Origin of the sequence: Streptomyces albus subsp. chlorinus, from assembly GCF_013302895.1 — a bacterium.
GTDB classification, from domain to species: Bacteria; Actinomycetota; Actinomycetes; order Streptomycetales; family Streptomycetaceae; genus Streptomyces; species Streptomyces chlorinus.
In genome coordinates, this window is sequence record NZ_VJOK01000001.1 from 7,356,340 (window position 1) to 7,371,442 (window position 15,103).

Consider the following 15,103-nt stretch of genomic DNA (forward strand, 5'->3'; position numbering starts at 1 on the left):
CGTTCCGAACTCAGCCTAACTTATGCGCTCAGCGTTGCCTTACCCGTGCACTTGCTGATGCACGCGGTGCGTGCATAATGAGGTCGACACGCTTCCCACACGACGAGACTCCCGGCTGCGGCCGGGAAGGGGAGAAGGACGCATGAGTGAGACCTCTGCCATGACCCGGCCGCCGGAGCCGGACTTCTCGGCGATCACGGACGAGGAGCTGCGCGCCTACCGCGAGGCGGAGAACCGCTTCAGGGCCTCCGACGCGGCGCGGACGCTCCTCGGAGAGCCGGACGCCGGTGCCGCGATCGAATGGCGGAAGATCGGGCTGCCCGGCCGCGACCTGCCCGTCCGGGTCCACCGGCCGGCCCCGACGGGAGAGGACGGGGCCGCGGCGGGCACCGGCCTGCCCCTCGTCGTCCACGTCCACGGCGGCGGCTTCGTGGGTACGGCGGTGCAGTGCGACTGGACCAACAGCCACCTCGCCGCACGGCTGCCCGCACTCGTCGTCTCCGTCGAGCACCGCCTCATCGCCCCCGACACCCCGCTCGCGCACGCCGTCGACGACGGCTGGGACGTGCTCCAGCACCTGGTGCGGCACGCCGCGCGGTGGGGTGCCGACCCGGCGCGCGTGGCCGTCTTCGGTGAGAGCTGCGGCGCGCTGATCAGCGCGCTGACCGCCCTCCGGGCCAGGGACGACGGTCTGGGGCTCGCGGCGCAGGTGCTGGTCAACCCCGTGGTCGATGTGACCGGGACGATGTTCGACCACCCCTCGACCACCGAGTACGCCTACAGCCCGACCCGGGCCCTGCCGCTCCTGCGGTTCCTCCGGCAGCTGGCCGTCCCGCCGGGAGACGACGCCCGCGCGCTCTCGCCGCTGTACGCGGAGGACCTGAGCGGGCTCGCCCCGGCCCTCGTCGTGGTGCCCACCCGAGACGCGGTCGCCGACCACGGCCGCCGCTACGCCGAGCGGCTGCGCACGGCAGGAAACCCCGTGCGGCTCTCCGAATACCCCGGAGCCAAGCACGCCTTCCTCACCCTGCCCGGCGTGGAACCACAGGTCGAGGCCGCCCAGGCGGAGATCCTCGCCTTCCTCCGCACGGCTCTGGGGGAGTGACGCAGGAGCAAACCCCCTCTGCTCCTTGGGCCGACGGCCCATCCTCTCCTGACCCGGCCTCGGTTGCAGGCGACCGTGATGTTCCTGCTCGGCACCGGCGTCGGGCCGGCCGGACTGCCGGCCAAGGACACCTGCGCGCGACCGGACTGCCGCCGGAGCTGGGCTGCTCCGGAACACTTCCCTGGCCGGCGGGTGTCATCGCGGTCGCACTGCTCCGGAGGGGAATGCGGCTGACGTGAGGTCGGCTCGGCCGATCCCGTACTGATCTCTGACTGCGGCACGGAAGGCCGCACAGGCAGCCGCACGGACGGTCACACGGACGGCCCGCTCCTGGGCCTGCGGCGCGGCAGGACCGGGTCGTGCGTATGATCACAAACTGATCGCCTTCCTCCGACCCCCCTCCGTCCGGTTGAGCCGAGGAGTCCCAACGGTCATGCCCGAAGCCCGCGTTGTCGTCGTCACAGGTGGGGGCACCGGTATCGGTGCCGCGACCGCCCGGTTGCTGCGCGCCGAAGGCCACCATGTCGTCGTCGGCGGCCGACGGCTCGAGCCCCTACGGCAGGTGGCCGACGAGACCGGTGCTCTGGCGCACCGCGCCGACCTGACGGACCCGGCCGCGGTCCAGGAACTGGTCGAGGTCACGGTTTCCCGTTACGGCAGGCTCGACGGGCTGGTGCTCAACGCGGGTGTCGGACGCGGCGGCGCGGTCGGAGACCTCTCGGACGAGACCTGGGAGGAAGTGATCCGCACCAATCTGACCGGCCCGTTCCTGATGCTGCGCGCGGCTCTTCCGCGCCTGTTGGAGACCGGTGGTTCGGTCGTCGCGGTCTCCTCGGTCTCCGCGCTGCGCAACGGCAAGGGCAACGCCGCGTACGCCACCTCCCAAGCGGCGCTTCTCCAGCTGTGCCGCTCGGTAGCCGTCGACTACGGCAGCCGGGGCGTGCGCGCCAACACCGTGTGCCCCACCTGGGTGCGCACCGAGATGGCCGACCGGCGCATGGCCCGGTTCGCTCAGGAGTCGGGGTTGGGCGGCGGGACCGAGGAGGCGTACGCGGAGGCCACGAAACTGGTGCCCACAGGGCGTGCGGGCGACCCGTCCGAGGTCGCCGAGGCGATCGGCTGGCTGCTGTCGCCCGCCGCGTCCTTCGTCAACGGCGCGGTCCTCACCGTGGACGGCGGGGTCACCGCCCTCGACCCGGGAACGGTTCCGTTTGATTTCCGTCTCGAAAGCCGCGAAGGCGATCACTGACCCCGGGCGCCGACATGCCATGAGGCGGAGAGGGGGCAGCGCTGACCGGGAGCCTTGTGCATGAGGCCGTCCGGACCAGCCGGCGTCACGGCTGTGCCGAGGCAGCCGAACAGTTCCGCACCGGTGACTCCCCGCTACTTCGATATCGGGCAACCGGCAACCGGCAACCGGCAACCGGCAACCGGAGTGGCCGGATACCGGCTGCGCCCTCTTGTGCCGCGCCGAGACCCATCAGCGTCTCCTCCGCGAAAAATCATCTGTCGCCGGCCGGCTACCGGGTCGCGGCCGCCGCGTTCCGGATACAGCTCCGGAATTCGATGGCCAGGTGTTCGCAGTGGCTCTGGATCATCGAGTCCGGGGCGGCGGACGGATAGATGACGCGTACGACCACCTCAGCGCCGGTTCCGGTGTTCCGTGCCTGGTGCAGGCAGTACGCGAAGGGGGTGCCGTCGTCCAGGCTGAGCAAAGCGTTCAACAGCGACAACGGGTAGGCCGCGTCGAGGAACGCACGTACCGGCGGGGGCAGTTCCCGTGTCATCGAGACCTTGAACCGGGTGAGGTGGCCACCGATCGTCTCCACCATGCCTCCCTTGTACTCCGGCGGATCGACGTAGTGCTCGGGGTGGGCGTTGAGGAGCAGTGTCTTGTCCTTGAGCGAGCGCGCCCTCCAGCGGCTGGAGGACCATCTGGCCGCGCGGCTCGACGACTGCGAACCCTCACTGCCCGGTGTGCTGGACGCCTTCGCCCACGCCTTGGCGTACTCCTACGCGTCCGGCAGCCGCTTCATCGCCGGCCTGCTGCCCGGCCAGGCGGTCGGCCTGAGCGAGCGGGCCGCGCGGACCGCGGCCGAGGTCCGCCGCCTCCTGCACGAGGCCGCGACCCCTTACCTCGGCCAGATCCGGCGCACCGACCCCCCCGCGGCCCTCGACGCCGTGGCCCGCACCGTGCTGGGAGCCTGCGTCCACGCCGTACTGCGCCCCGACGGCCTCGACGACGCGGACGCCTGGAAGTGGTACGCCGACCAGCTCGGCGACATGACCCTCGCTTATCTGCGGACTCCCGACCGCCACTGACGGGCACCGCCAGGCTGGCCCCGGCGGCCGGGGAGCGGGCCGTGCGGCCCACAGGAACGCCCCGCGCGCCGCCACCGGGGCCGCGAGCGGGGCGGGTCGACTGACCGGCCCCCGAACCGCGGCTGAACCGGAGCAACTCCCGACTCGGGCCGAGCGGTTCAGCGGGCCTGACCTCGGACACCATATTTTTCTTTACCGCAGTCCAAGCTATTGAGGTGACACCGAAACTGGGTTAGCTTCTCCGCCGTGAGCACCGAATCCGGAACGACCCAGACTCCGGGCGCACGACTCCGTCGTCGCCGGCGAGCACTGCAACTCACCCTCAGCGATGTCGCTGCCCGTGCGGAGGTCACCGAGGGCCACCTCTCCTCGATCGAACGCGGCCGCTCGAATGCGAGTGTGTCGACACTCCAGCGGATCTGCGCGGTGCTTCGTCTCAACGTCGGCGACCTCTTCGCACAGACCTCGTCCGCGGCCCGGCCGGTACTCCGCTTCCGGGACGCCAAAGGCGTGGCCTTCGGTGAGGGCGCCTCGAAAATCAAGCTGACACCGCCGCACTTCGACCACCTCGAACTCCTCCTCGGCCACTTCGCACCAGGCGGATCAACGGGCGTCGACCCCTACACGCATGGTGATTCCGAGGAGGTCCTCCTCGTCATCGAGGGTGCCGTCGAGGTCACGGTCGACGGCGAGACCCATGCTCTGTCGTCCTTCGACTCGGTCCACTACCGCAGCAGCCGGCCGCACCGCGTCGCCGAGAGCACAGGCACCGCCGAGGCCCGGGTCCTGTGGGCGATGTCTCCTCCGACCTACTGACCGTCCCCGTCCGAACACGTTCCCGCCCCCGCACGTCCCCGCATTGCGCCCCGAGGCGTGGCCCAGACGAACGTGCCCGAACACACCTGCGCCCGCGCGTCCTGACGCGGCGACGCGCGGCGTTGGCCGCGGCGCGCCCCGACACCCTCGGCGTACGCCATCCGTCCCCTCGGTGCCGAACGCCCTACCGCGGTGCCGGTGCGCCGTCAGCCAGTGCGGCCCGCCCGGTCGGGCGCCACGACTCCGCAACCGTCGAGGAACAGGTAATGACCACGTACCGTAATGGTGACATCTCGCACTGGATGCGGGCTTCCGTCCCCCCGGACCTTTCCGGGCAGCGTTCGGCCGGACGGACCGCGAGCGCTTCCGCGCGCGGCACCCGGTCCCGGGTCCCCCTGCCGGCCGAGAAGCAGGATCTCGTCATCGTCGGCGGCGGGCTCACCGGGCTGTGGGCGGCCTATTACGCCTCGCTCGACCACCCCGACCGGGCGATCACCGTCCTGGAGGCCGAGGAGGTCGGCTATGGCGCGAGCGGACGCAACGGGGGCTGGCTCTCGACCCTGATCCCCGGCAACCGAGCCGTCTACGCCAAGTCCGTCGACGCGGCGGGTGGGAACGGGACCGAGGCCGTCCGCGCCTTCCAGCAGGCCATGTTCACCGCGATCGACGAGACGCTGGCCGTTCTCGGCACCGAGGGCATCGACGCGCACCAAACGCAGGGCGGAAACCTCAAGGTCGCCCAGACCCCGGCCGGAATGGAACGCATCCGCGCGACGTATCGAAGCGACCTCACCTACGGCTACTCGACCGACGATGTCCGGCTCCTCGACGCGGCCGAGGCACGGGCCCGCGTCAACGTCGAGGGCGCGGTCGGCGGCATCCTCTACGCGCGCACGACAGCCGTCGATCCCGCGCTGCTCACCCGGGGCCTGGCCGCGGCCGTCGCCGCGCGGGGCGTACGGATCTGTGAGGGGACGCGGGTCCGTCACATCAGCAAGGGCACCGTGCTGACGGATCGCGGTCCGGTGCGCGGCACCACGGTCCTGTCCTGTCTCGAAGCCTATTCGGGCACCGTCACCGGGGACGCGCCCGGCCTCGGCGCACGGCAGTTGGTCCCGGTGAACTCCTCAATCATCGTCACCGAGCAGTTGCCGGAGGAGACCTGGGAACGTATCGGCTGGCAGGGCCGGGAATGCCTCAGCGACGCCGCCCACACCTTCGTCTACGCCCAGCGCACCGCCGACGGCCGGATCGCGATCGGCGGACGCGGCTCGCCCTACGCCTACAACTCGGGCACACCCGGCAGCGGCGCCGTCGACAGGCGGACCGTCGCACAGCTGCGAGGAAAGCTCGCCGCCCTCTTCCCCGGCATCGACATGCCGATCGCCCATGCCTGGCGGGGAGCCATCGGCGTCACCCGCGACTGGTGCGCCGGAATCCATTTCGATCCGGACACCCGCGTCGGCGTCGCCCGCGGTTACGCGGGACACGGGGTGACGGCGACCCAGCTGGCGGCCCGTACGCTCCTCGACCGCGCCGAGGGCAGGTCCACCCCGCGCACCGCACTGCCGTGGAACGACCACGACTCCGGGCTCTGGGAACCCGAACCCCTCCGCTGGCTCGGCGTCCACGCGATGTACCGGCTCTTCGAGGTCGCGGACGGCTGGGAGCAGTACCGCCGCGCCGGGCGGACCTCGCTGATCGCCCGCTTCGGCTCCCGGCTGGCCGGACTCCACGAGTAGCAGGACCGACCGCGCTGCCGACGGTTCTCCACCCCGAACCGTCAGCTCACGACTGCGAGGTACCACCATGACATCGACAACGCCGCGGCTCGCCGCGCCCGCCGAGGACCGTACCGTGCCCCGCCGGATATGGAGCATGGCGTTCACGGAACTGTGGGAACGCTTCTCCTTCTACGGCCTGCAGGGAATCCTGTCCTTCTACCTCCTGTACTCCCTCGGTGAGGGAGGTCTCGACCTCGGGCCCGCCGCGTCGTCGGGAATCGTCGGAGCCTACGGCGGCGCCGTCTACCTGGCCCAGTTGGCCGGGGCCTGGGTCGGTGACCGGCTCCTCAGCCCGAAGTACGTCGTGCTCTGGGGCGGGATCGTCATCACCTGCGGGCACCTCGCCCTCGCGGCCCTGTCCGGGCTGACCGGTCTCGGGGTCGGTCTCGTACTCATCATCCTCGGCACCGGCGCTCTCAAGACGAACATCACCTCGATCGTCGGGTTCATGCTCGACGGCCACACCGATGCCAGGCGTGACGCCGGGTTCTCCTACTTCTACATGGCGATCAACATCGGCGCCGTCGCAGGGCCGCTGTCCACCGGCTTCGCCCAGAACCAGTGGGGATTCCACTACGGATTCGTCCTCGCCGCGGTGGGCATGTTCGCCGCTCTCGTCCAGTACGGCTTCTCACTGAAGAAGCTGCCCGAACGCGCGGGACGAGTGAACAACCCGCTGCCCAAGGACCGGATCCTCGCCCCGCTCGGGTACACGGTCGCCGCGGTCGCCGTCATCGCGGTGTGCTCGCTCAGCGGGCTGTTCCGTGCGGAGAACATGTCGAGCGTCGTCACGATCGCCGCGCTCGTGGCCGCGGCCGGCTATTTCGCCGTCATCCTCTCCTCGGCCAAGGTGACGGACGACGAGAAGCGGCGGGTGAGCGCCTATCTGCCGCTGTTCCTGCTCTCGGGTGTCTACTTCGGGTTCCTCTTCCAGAAGTTCACCGCGAGCTCGATCCTCATCACCGACCGGGTCGACCTGGAGATCGGGACCTGGAGGTTTCCGAGCGCCTGGATCACGGCCGTCAGCCCGCTCTCGGCCGTCTTGATCACACCGCTCGTCGCACGCCTGTGGGGCCGTCTCGGGGAGCGGCAGCCCAAGCCGGTGGCGAAGTTCGCCATCGGGCTCCTCCAGATCGGCTTCGCGTACTTCTACCTCCTCGCCATCTCCACCGCGACGGGGAACGCGACGATCCCGCTTCTCCTCATCCTCCTGTTCATGGTGCTCGCCGGGTCGTCCGAGGTCTACGTCGGACCCATCGGACTGGCGCTGGCGACGAAGATCGGACCGGCCAGGCTCAAAGCCCAGATGGTCGGGCTGAACTTCCTCACCCTGGCTCTCGGCTCGTCGCTCTCCGGCCTGCTCGGCCAGCTCTTCGCCGCCCTCCCGAGCGCCGCCTACTTCGCGATCGTCGCGGGCTCCGCGGTCGTTCTCGGCGGGGCACTGCTGCTCGCCCGTAAGCCCCTGAACCGGGCGTTGTACGCGGGGCTCCAGGCGGAGTAGCCGCACCAGGGCTGTGCTGGGCCTCCTTCACGGCAGCGCCCGGGGCGGCGAAAGCCCGGGGGGAGGCCGACGGGGACCGGGGGAGGAGCCCCGTCCGGGACCGCACCGACGCGGGCCGTCGGTCGCCGTGCCCGACCGGGGACACCGGGAGTGCGTGCCGTCGTCCGCGGCCCCGGCCCCGCGCTGTTGTGCACTTCACACGGACACGTGCGGCGGCTCTTTCCCGGCGATGGTGTCGAGCAGCAGCTTCGCGGCCACCCTCGCTCCGTCGGTGCGGATCGCACCGGCCACGGACCTCGCCCGTGTCCGCGCCTGCGGCGACAGGGCCGTGGCGAGCGCGGACGAGAGGGAGCCGGGGGTCGGCGTCGTCCCCTCGTGTGCCGCACCGATGCCCAACTCGGCCACTCGCCTCGCCCAGTACGGCTGGTCCGCGATCCGCGGGACCACCACCTGGGGCGCCCCGGACAGCGCCGCCGTCGTCGTCGTACCCGCGCCGCCGTGGTGAACGACGGCGGCCACGCGGCGGAACAGCGCCTGCTGGTTGACCTCTCCCACGACGAAGCAGTCGTCGGAGTCGTCGATCGGGGCCAGGTCCGCCCAGCCGCGGGCGAGGACCAGCCGACGGCCCCGCGCCCTGACCGCCTCCGTGACCGCGCGGGCGATGTCGTCGGGGGCATGCGCGGCCATGCTGCCGAAGCCCACGTACACCGGCGGTTGGCCGACGTCCAAGAACGCCTCCAGCTCCTCCGGGAGCGGCCGGTCGTCCGGCAGGATCCACGCCCCGGTCCGCACGAGGTCGAGGTCCGTCATGCCCTGCGACGGGCACAGCGTCGGGTCCGCCGCCAGCCACGGCCGGCCGGTGAGGACGTGGTCGCGTACGTTGTCCACCGGCGGCAGGCCGAGCGCCGCCCGATGGCTGTTGAGCGCATCGCCGTACAGCGCGTTCACCCGCTGGGCGTCCTGCTCCCACAGCACCCGGTTGTCGGTCTCGCTCCGCGGCGACGGTGTGCCCGGCCGCCGCCCAGGGGGAAAGCGCCGCGACGGCAGGCCCAGGGTGTGGAAGCAAGCGAGCACATACGGAAGGCCCAGCTTCTCGGCCACGTCCCGTGCGCCGGCCGGCATCAGACCGGTCGCCAGCAGCGCGTCACACCCCTCGGCGGCTGCCATGAGCGTCTCGAACCGTGCCGCGACCAGCTGAGGCGCGAGCCGGAACGCGTCCTCGGCCGTCGGTGGCTTCGTGCCGGCCACCACCGAGCGCACTGCCGGGCCGAGCGGCACCAGCGGCACCCCGGCACGCGCCAGCAGCGCCGCGAACTCCTTGTCCGGCGGCGCGCAAACCCGGGCCTCCGCACCGAGTTCCCGCAGCCCCACCGCCAGTCCTGCCAACGGTTCCACATCTCCGCGCGATCCCCACGTCGTCAACAGCACACGCACTTGCGACTCCCGTTCCTGCAGGTCCTGGCGTTCGGCCGCCGATTCTGCGGCATGACCCGGGCCTTGCGGCAAGCCCCCCGTTGCGCTATAGGTTGAAAGTGGCAAGGAGTATGTGCTCCGGCCCTTCCCGCCCTTGTTTGCTTTCCCGTTCGGCGCCTCGAAGCCCCGGCGATCCGTCGGCCTGAAGGCCGGCGAGAGCGCCTGTCGGCCGGCGGGGCCTGCTCGGTGCGACGGCGCGCAAGTGGCAAGCCAGTCGGTGTTGGTGAGCGCGTTTCAGGGGTATGGCGGGAAGGGACAGCGGCAGGAAGAGCGTTCTTCCGGGCACGCGGGTGGGGCGTGTGGAGGTTTCATCCCGTGTCATGCGCCGCACCGGCTGCGCATACGTGCGTCGCGTCGAGGAGAAGGGCGCCGAACGCCATGAACAGATCCGCCTCCCGCGGCTTCTTCCGTTCGAGCTGGGCATTTCTGGGCGCCGCTGCGGCGTCGGTCGTACTGGCCGCCACGCCGAGTGCGGCCGTGCCCGCAAAGGCACCGTACGAGGCTCCGGCCGGGGCCCGTGCGCACGCCGCGCGTGGCTGCGCTCTCGTCTACTTCGACCTGGGCGAGACCCTGGTGCACACGGACGAGGACTCCAGCACGGGCTACATGCCCGGCGCGGCCGCCTACCTGCGTGAGTTGCGGAGGCGGAACATCGAGGTCGGACTGATCACCAACGTGCCGTCCTCCTGGGGCGACACCGACGCCGAGCGTGCTGCCGCGCTGAAGAAGGAGGTCGACCGGGCCTGGAAGGGTCCCGTTCCCTTCGCCTGGGGGGACTTCGGTGACCGCGTCCTCACCCCGCGCACCGAGGCGGAGCGCAAGCCGTCGCCCGTCCTCTGGAAACGTGCCAAGGCGGACGCGCACGGCTGCCGCCTCGTCTACCAGGCCGAGACCGCCGAGGAGACCGCCGTGGCCGCGTCCCTCGGCTACGTGGCCTACCGGACCGGGCAGCCGTGCCGACCCGCCTACCTCCCGGCACGTCTGATCGAACGCCTGGCCCGCGGCTTCTGAGCCCGCGCGAGCAGCGACCGCGGCCAAGAGGTGCCGACGTCCATACGGTCTGCCACCGGCCCGTTTGCGAGCCGTGCGGGCAGGTGCCCGATGCTCAGCCGGTCACCGTGCGGCACTCCCGCTCGTCCCGCCGGGGAAGCGCCGCCGCCGCGGCGTGCAGCAGGTCGAGTGCTTGGGGGAGGAAGGGGTTGGGGTCGGTGGTGCGACGGGTGGCGTAGACACGACGGGTGTGGCTGGGGTCGGTGAGCCGGACGAGGCGCGTCCCCGGAGCCTCCGACGCGTTCGGGGCGTCCACCACGGCCAGCTCGGGCGCGATGGCCACCCCCAGCCCCTGCCGGACCAGCTCGTAGGGCAGGTTGTAGTCGTTCGTACGGAAGAGCACTTCGGGCAGGAAGCCGCCGGCGGCGCAGATGTGGCGCAGACAGCGTGCGGCGTCGGTGTCCTCGTGATAGCTGATCCAGCGCTCGTCCCGCAGCTCGGCCAGGCGCAGGTGCGGCCGTTCCGCCAGGGGGTGCGCCGCGGGAAGGAGCAGGTAGAGCGGCTCCTCCAGTACCAGCGTGTGCTCCAGGCCCTCGGGCCAGTTGTGCGGCACCACGCCGTACTCGAAGATCACGGCCAGGTCCAGCCGCCCCTCCAGCACCGCGGGGACCGTGACCTGCGGGTCGCCCTCCTCGTAGCGCACCTCGACCTCCGGCCGGTCGCGGAGGAACCCCGCCAGCACCGTCGGTACCAGCCGGAACCCCGCGGACCAGAAACTGCCCAGCCGCAGGCGCCCGCGCTCGGCGGCGGCGTAGGCGCGCATCTCGTTCTCCGTCGCCGACAGGTCGGCCAGCAGGCGCCCGGCGCGCCGGGCGAGCCGCAGCCCGGCCGGGGTGGGCCGCACGCTGCGCGGTGAGCGTTCGAAGAGCCGCACGTCCAGGGCGCGTTCAATGGCGGAGATCTGCTGGGAGACGGCGGAGGGCGTGTAGCCGAGGCGCTGGGCGGCCGTGCGGAAGGAACCGGCGGCGACCACCTCGCATATGGCCTGCAGCTGCGGCGGGGTCAGCATCAGCCGAACTTAACACCCTGTCCGGCAACGTTCATTCTCTCTGACCTTGCCCGGGCCTGAGCCATCCCGCAGATTGGGCGTCCACCAGCCCAAGCCCCGGCCCTGACCAGCAGCTGCAGAAGGGAGGCACCGTGCCCGGAAGGCATGTGCGGGCCCGTGCCACCGCACTTCCCCTGGCGCTCGCGGCGCTGCTCACCTCGACCGCGACGGCCTGCGGCGGCACCGCGACCGTCAACCAGTCCAAGGTGCCCGCCCAGCGCGTCGACCCCGCACTCCGCTCCCTGCTCCCGGCGGACATCCGCGAGAAAGGGTCACTCACCTCCGCCGTCGGCAACGACTATCCGCCGCTGTCCCTGCTGGACATCGACAACAAAACCGTCATCGGCGCCGAGCCCGACCTCGTCCGCGCCATCGGCCAGGTCCTCGGCGTCCGCGTGCACCTCGTGCAGGCGAACTTCGACAGCATCATCGGCGGTGTCAGATCCCACCGCTACGACGTGGCGATCCAGGCCATGCTCGACAAGAAGGAGCGCCAGGAGCAGGTCACCTTCGTCGACTACATGAAGACCAGCAGCTCGATCCTCGCCTCCGAGCAGGCGGCCGACGACCTCGACTCGCTGGCCGGGCTGTGCGGCAGCCAGGTCGCCGTCGAGCAGGGCACCTCGCAGGTGGACGACGTGGCGGCGCAGGCGAAGAAGTGCGCGGCGGCCGGCAAGCCGGAGCCGGCCAAGCTGGTCTTCCCCGACTCCGTCGGCTGCTTCCAGGCCCTGTCCACCGGCCGCGCCGACGCGTTCGTCGGCGGCACCCCCACCGTCGTCTACCAGGCGGAGATGTCGCACGGCAGGTTCCGTACGGCCGGCGAGCCGTACCGCTTCCTGCCGTACGGGATCCTGATCAACAAAGAGGAGCGGACCTTGGTACGGGCGATCCGCGGTGCCCTGCAGAAACTCATGGACAACGGCACCTACGCGAAGATCCTCAAACAGTGGAACATCCGGTCGGGGGCGCTGAAGCGCGCCACGGTGAACGGGGGCACGGCATGACCGAGACCCTCGTGCGGGCGGGTGCCGGCGGCGCCGGCTCCAGCGGTGCGGCCGAGTCCCTCCGCGCTGTCCCGCAGCGCCGTCCGGGATTGCGCCTCGCCGCGATCGTGGTGACCTTCCTGCTGGTCTTCCTCCTGGAGGGCTGGATCACCAATCCCCGTATGCAGTGGGGGACCGTCGGCGAGTTCCTCTTCTCACCGGTGATCATGGAGGGACTGCGCACCACGCTGCTGCTGACGGTGCTGGCCATGGCGCTCGGTGTCGTCGGCGGCGTGGTCCTCGCCGTTCTGCGGATGTCCTCGAACCCGATACTCTCCCAGCTGAGCTGGTGCTACATCTGGGTCTTCCGCGGCACCCCGCTGCTGGTCCAGCTGCTGTTCTGGTACTTCCTGTCCGCGGTCGTCCCCACCGTCGGGCTCGGCATCCCCTGGGGGCCGACGTTCGTCCAGGCCGACACGAACACCCTCATCACCCAGCTCACCGCCGCCGTACTCGGCCTCGGCCTGCACGAGGCGGCGTACATGGCGGAGATCGTCCGCGCGGGCATCACCTCCGTCGACGACGGCCAGAACGAGGCCGCCCAGGCGCTGGGCATGTCCCGGGGGCAGACCCTGCGCCGCATCGTCCTGCCGCAGGCGCTGCGCATCATCATCCCGCCCACCGGCAACCAGGCGATCTCCATGCTGAAGACCACCTCACTGGTCTTCGCCATCGCCGTACCCGAGCTGCTGACCTCCATCCAGGGCATCTACTCGCGCAATTTCCAGCAGGTTCCGCTGCTGGTCGTCGCGTGCTTCTGGTACCTGGTGGCGACCTCCGTGCTCAATGTCGGCCAGTTCTACCTGGAGCGCCGTTTCGGCCGCGGAGCCAGCCGCGACCTGCCGCCCACCCCGCTCCAGCGGCTGCGCGCGGCAGCCCGTAAGAACCGTGAGGAGACGGCACGTTGACACTCACCGGGACACCGCACGACGCCCGCGCGGCGGGCCGGGCCGTGATCAGGGCCGAGAGCGTGCACAAGAGCTTCGGCCGGACCGAAGTGCTCAAGGGCATCGACCTGACCGTCGCGCCCGGCGAGGTGATGTGCCTGGTGGGCCCCTCCGGGTCCGGCAAGTCCACCTTCCTGCGCTGCATCAACCACCTGGAGACCATCGACCGGGGCCGGCTCTACGTCCGCGACGAACTCGTCGGCTACCAGGAGCGCGACGGCCGGCTCCACGAGCTGAGCGAGAAGGCCGTCTCCCGCCGCCGCCAGGGCATCGGCATGGTCTTCCAGCGCTTCAACCTGTTCCCGCACATGACCGCGCTCCAGAACGTCATCGAGGCCCCCGTCCGCGTCCGGAAGGAGCCCAAGGAGCAGGCACGCGCACGCGGCGCCGAACTGCTCGCCCGCGTCGGCCTCGCCGACAAGGCGCACAGCTACCCCGCTCAGCTCTCCGGCGGACAGCAGCAGCGGGTCGCCATCGCCCGCGCCCTGGCGATGAAGCCCGAACTGATGCTCTTCGACGAGCCCACCTCCGCGCTCGACCCCGAGCTGGTCGGCGAGGTGCTGGAGGTGATGCGGGCGCTCGCCGAGGACGGCATGACGATGGTCGTCGTCACCCACGAGATGGGCTTCGCCCGCGAGGTCGGTGACTCGCTGGTGTTCATGGACGACGGGATCGTCGTGGAGACCGGAACGCCGGCCGACGTCCTGGGCGACCCGCGCCACGAGCGTACCCGCGCGTTCCTGAGCAAGGTCCTGTGACCGCCCCGGCCGGGGCCGCCGGCCGTCCTGCCCCCGACCGCCACCCCTGAGGGAGTTTCCATGACCACCCGAGCCGTCGTCATCGGTGCCGGAGTGATGGGCGCCGCGACCGCTCACCGCCTGGCCGAGGCGGGCGTCAGCGTCACCGTGCTCGACGCCGGCGGCCGTACGCCGGGCACCTCCAGCGCCACCTTCTCCATCGACGTCACCCATCTCAAGACCCCCCACTCCTACTTCCTGCTCAACCGGCGCAGTGCCGCGCTCCACCGCGAACTGGAGGCTCAGCTCGGCGTCGGACGGGACGCCCCCGGATGGCGCCATCCCGTCCCACTGGTCCAGTGGGGCCACAGCGAGGAGGAACAGCGCACCCTCCGCGCCCGCGCCGAGCGCCTCGCCGCCTGGGGACACCCCTGCCGCAGCGCAGACCCCGGTGAGCTGAGCACGCTGGCACCCGGTGTGGACCCGGCCTCCTGCCGCGCCTCCGAACTCGTCGTGCACGACGACGCCGCCTGGTACGACGCCCCCCTTCTGGCGCGCGTCCTGCTGGACCGCGCGGCGGCCCTGGGCGCCGACATCCGCCACGACAGCCCGGTGACCGCGCTGCTGCGGGACGGTGAGCGCGTACGCGGCGCCGAGGCGCGCGGCCGGCGCTTCGAGGCCGACCATGTCGTCAACTGCGCGGGCCCCGACGCCGGACGCATCGCCGGACTGGCCGGCGTGCGGCTGCCGCTGCGGCAGATCCCCGGCCTGGTGGGGGAGTCCACGCCGCTGCCCGACCCGCTGCGCGCCATCGTCGCCACGCCCGGCGTCGATCTGCGTCCTGCCCCCGGTAACCGGGCCTGCGCCATCTCCTGGCCCGTCGACGCCCTTCTCGACCCGGACGCCGCGACCCCGGTCCCGCCCGAGGCGGACCTGCTCACCCGGTGTTCAGCGATCCTTCCGGCCTTCCGCGCCATGAGCGGCACCCGTATCGGTGTGCGCCCCGTCCCCGAGGACGGCCTCCCCCTGGCCGGGCCGCACCCGCAGGCACCCGGCCTCTACACCCTCGTCAGCCACAGCGGCGTCACCCTCGCCCCCCTCCTCGGCGCGCTCGCCGCGCGGGAGCTGACCACCTCCGACCCGGTCCCCGATCTCGCCCCCTACCGTCCCGACCGCGACACCTCGCACCCGGTCCGCGATGAAAGCCTGGCGACCATGAGCGGCCACCGCGCGGACGCCGCCCCCGCCGCGCCCGGACTCGGCTGACCGGTCCGGCC

General features: G+C 71.5%; 14 protein-coding genes. 11 read left to right on the forward strand and 3 right to left on the reverse strand.

Annotated features, from left to right (window positions below; all coding sequences use genetic code 11):
* Positions 1–142: 142 nt before the first annotated feature.
* Together FM076_RS31875 and FM076_RS31880 are read left to right on the forward strand one after the other, a co-directional pair.
* Positions 143–1,105, forward strand: coding sequence for an alpha/beta hydrolase (locus FM076_RS31875; protein ID WP_173874293.1), 963 nt, complete (start codon positions 143–145; stop codon positions 1,103–1,105).
* Between the two features lie 433 nt (positions 1,106–1,538).
* The gene (locus FM076_RS31880; protein WP_173874294.1) at positions 1,539–2,354 is read left to right on the forward strand and encodes an SDR family NAD(P)-dependent oxidoreductase; all 816 of its coding nucleotides are present in this window, start codon (positions 1,539–1,541) and stop codon (positions 2,352–2,354) included.
* A 271-nt stretch (positions 2,355–2,625) separates the two neighbouring features.
* Here the strand turns inward: FM076_RS31880 and FM076_RS31885 are convergent, their stop codons facing one another.
* On the reverse strand, positions 2,626–2,937 hold the full coding sequence (locus tag FM076_RS31885; protein WP_243274698.1) for a hypothetical protein: 312 nt from the start codon (positions 2,935–2,937) through the stop codon (positions 2,626–2,628).
* Between the two features lie 61 nt (positions 2,938–2,998).
* Between FM076_RS31885 and FM076_RS31890 the strand changes: the two genes are divergently transcribed.
* The 4 genes from FM076_RS31890 to FM076_RS31905 all read left to right on the forward strand — a co-directional run bounded on the left by FM076_RS31890 (position 2,999) and on the right by FM076_RS31905 (position 7,528).
* The gene (locus tag FM076_RS31890; protein WP_173874295.1) at positions 2,999–3,427 is read left to right on the forward strand and encodes a hypothetical protein; all 429 of its coding nucleotides are present in this window, start codon (positions 2,999–3,001) and stop codon (positions 3,425–3,427) included.
* A 246-nt stretch (positions 3,428–3,673) separates the two neighbouring features.
* Positions 3,674–4,243 carry a cupin domain-containing protein gene (locus tag FM076_RS35190; protein WP_173874296.1) on the forward strand — a complete coding sequence of 190 codons (570 nt, stop codon included), beginning with the start codon at positions 3,674–3,676 and terminating at the stop codon, positions 4,241–4,243.
* 266 nt (positions 4,244–4,509) lie between these two features.
* Positions 4,510–5,985, forward strand: a complete 1,476-nt coding sequence (locus FM076_RS31900; protein WP_173874297.1) for an NAD(P)/FAD-dependent oxidoreductase — start codon at positions 4,510–4,512, stop codon at positions 5,983–5,985.
* A gap of 67 nt (positions 5,986–6,052) precedes the next feature.
* Positions 6,053–7,528, forward strand: coding sequence for a peptide MFS transporter (locus tag FM076_RS31905; RefSeq protein ID WP_173874298.1), 1,476 nt, complete (start codon positions 6,053–6,055; stop codon positions 7,526–7,528).
* A gap of 195 nt (positions 7,529–7,723) precedes the next feature.
* Here FM076_RS31905 and FM076_RS31910 read toward each other — a convergent pair whose 3' ends face one another.
* Positions 7,724–8,962: a glycosyltransferase family 1 protein gene (locus FM076_RS31910; RefSeq protein ID WP_173874299.1), complete on the reverse strand. Its 1,239-nt coding sequence runs from the start codon at positions 8,960–8,962 to the stop codon at positions 7,724–7,726.
* Between the two features lie 417 nt (positions 8,963–9,379).
* Here FM076_RS31910 and FM076_RS31915 point away from each other — a divergent pair, with 417 nt between their 5' ends.
* The gene (locus FM076_RS31915; RefSeq protein WP_173874300.1) at positions 9,380–10,012 is read left to right on the forward strand and encodes an HAD family hydrolase; all 633 of its coding nucleotides are present in this window, start codon (positions 9,380–9,382) and stop codon (positions 10,010–10,012) included.
* A gap of 94 nt (positions 10,013–10,106) precedes the next feature.
* Here FM076_RS31915 and FM076_RS31920 read toward each other — a convergent pair whose 3' ends face one another.
* A complete protein-coding gene (locus tag FM076_RS31920; protein ID WP_173874301.1) occupies positions 10,107–11,060 on the reverse strand; it encodes a LysR family transcriptional regulator in 954 nt (317 codons plus the stop codon).
* Between the two features lie 131 nt (positions 11,061–11,191).
* Between FM076_RS31920 and FM076_RS31925 the strand changes: the two genes are divergently transcribed.
* From FM076_RS31925 to FM076_RS31940, 4 genes are read left to right on the forward strand one after another with little or no spacing between them, the layout of a single operon-like run.
* Positions 11,192–12,103 (forward strand): transporter substrate-binding domain-containing protein, encoded by a 912-nt coding sequence (locus tag FM076_RS31925; RefSeq protein ID WP_173874302.1) that lies wholly within the window; start codon positions 11,192–11,194, stop codon positions 12,101–12,103.
* Entirely contained in the window at positions 12,100–13,050 is a 951-nt protein-coding gene (locus FM076_RS31930; RefSeq protein ID WP_173874303.1) for an amino acid ABC transporter permease, read from the forward strand. The genes FM076_RS31925 and FM076_RS31930 overlap by 4 nt, the downstream gene beginning before the upstream one ends.
* Positions 13,047–13,847 (forward strand): amino acid ABC transporter ATP-binding protein, encoded by an 801-nt coding sequence (locus tag FM076_RS31935; RefSeq protein WP_180217876.1) that lies wholly within the window; start codon positions 13,047–13,049, stop codon positions 13,845–13,847. The genes FM076_RS31930 and FM076_RS31935 overlap by 4 nt, the downstream gene beginning before the upstream one ends.
* A 60-nt stretch (positions 13,848–13,907) precedes the next feature.
* Entirely contained in the window at positions 13,908–15,092 is a 1,185-nt protein-coding gene (locus FM076_RS31940; protein WP_173874304.1) for an NAD(P)/FAD-dependent oxidoreductase, read from the forward strand.
* Positions 15,093–15,103 lie beyond the last annotated feature (11 nt).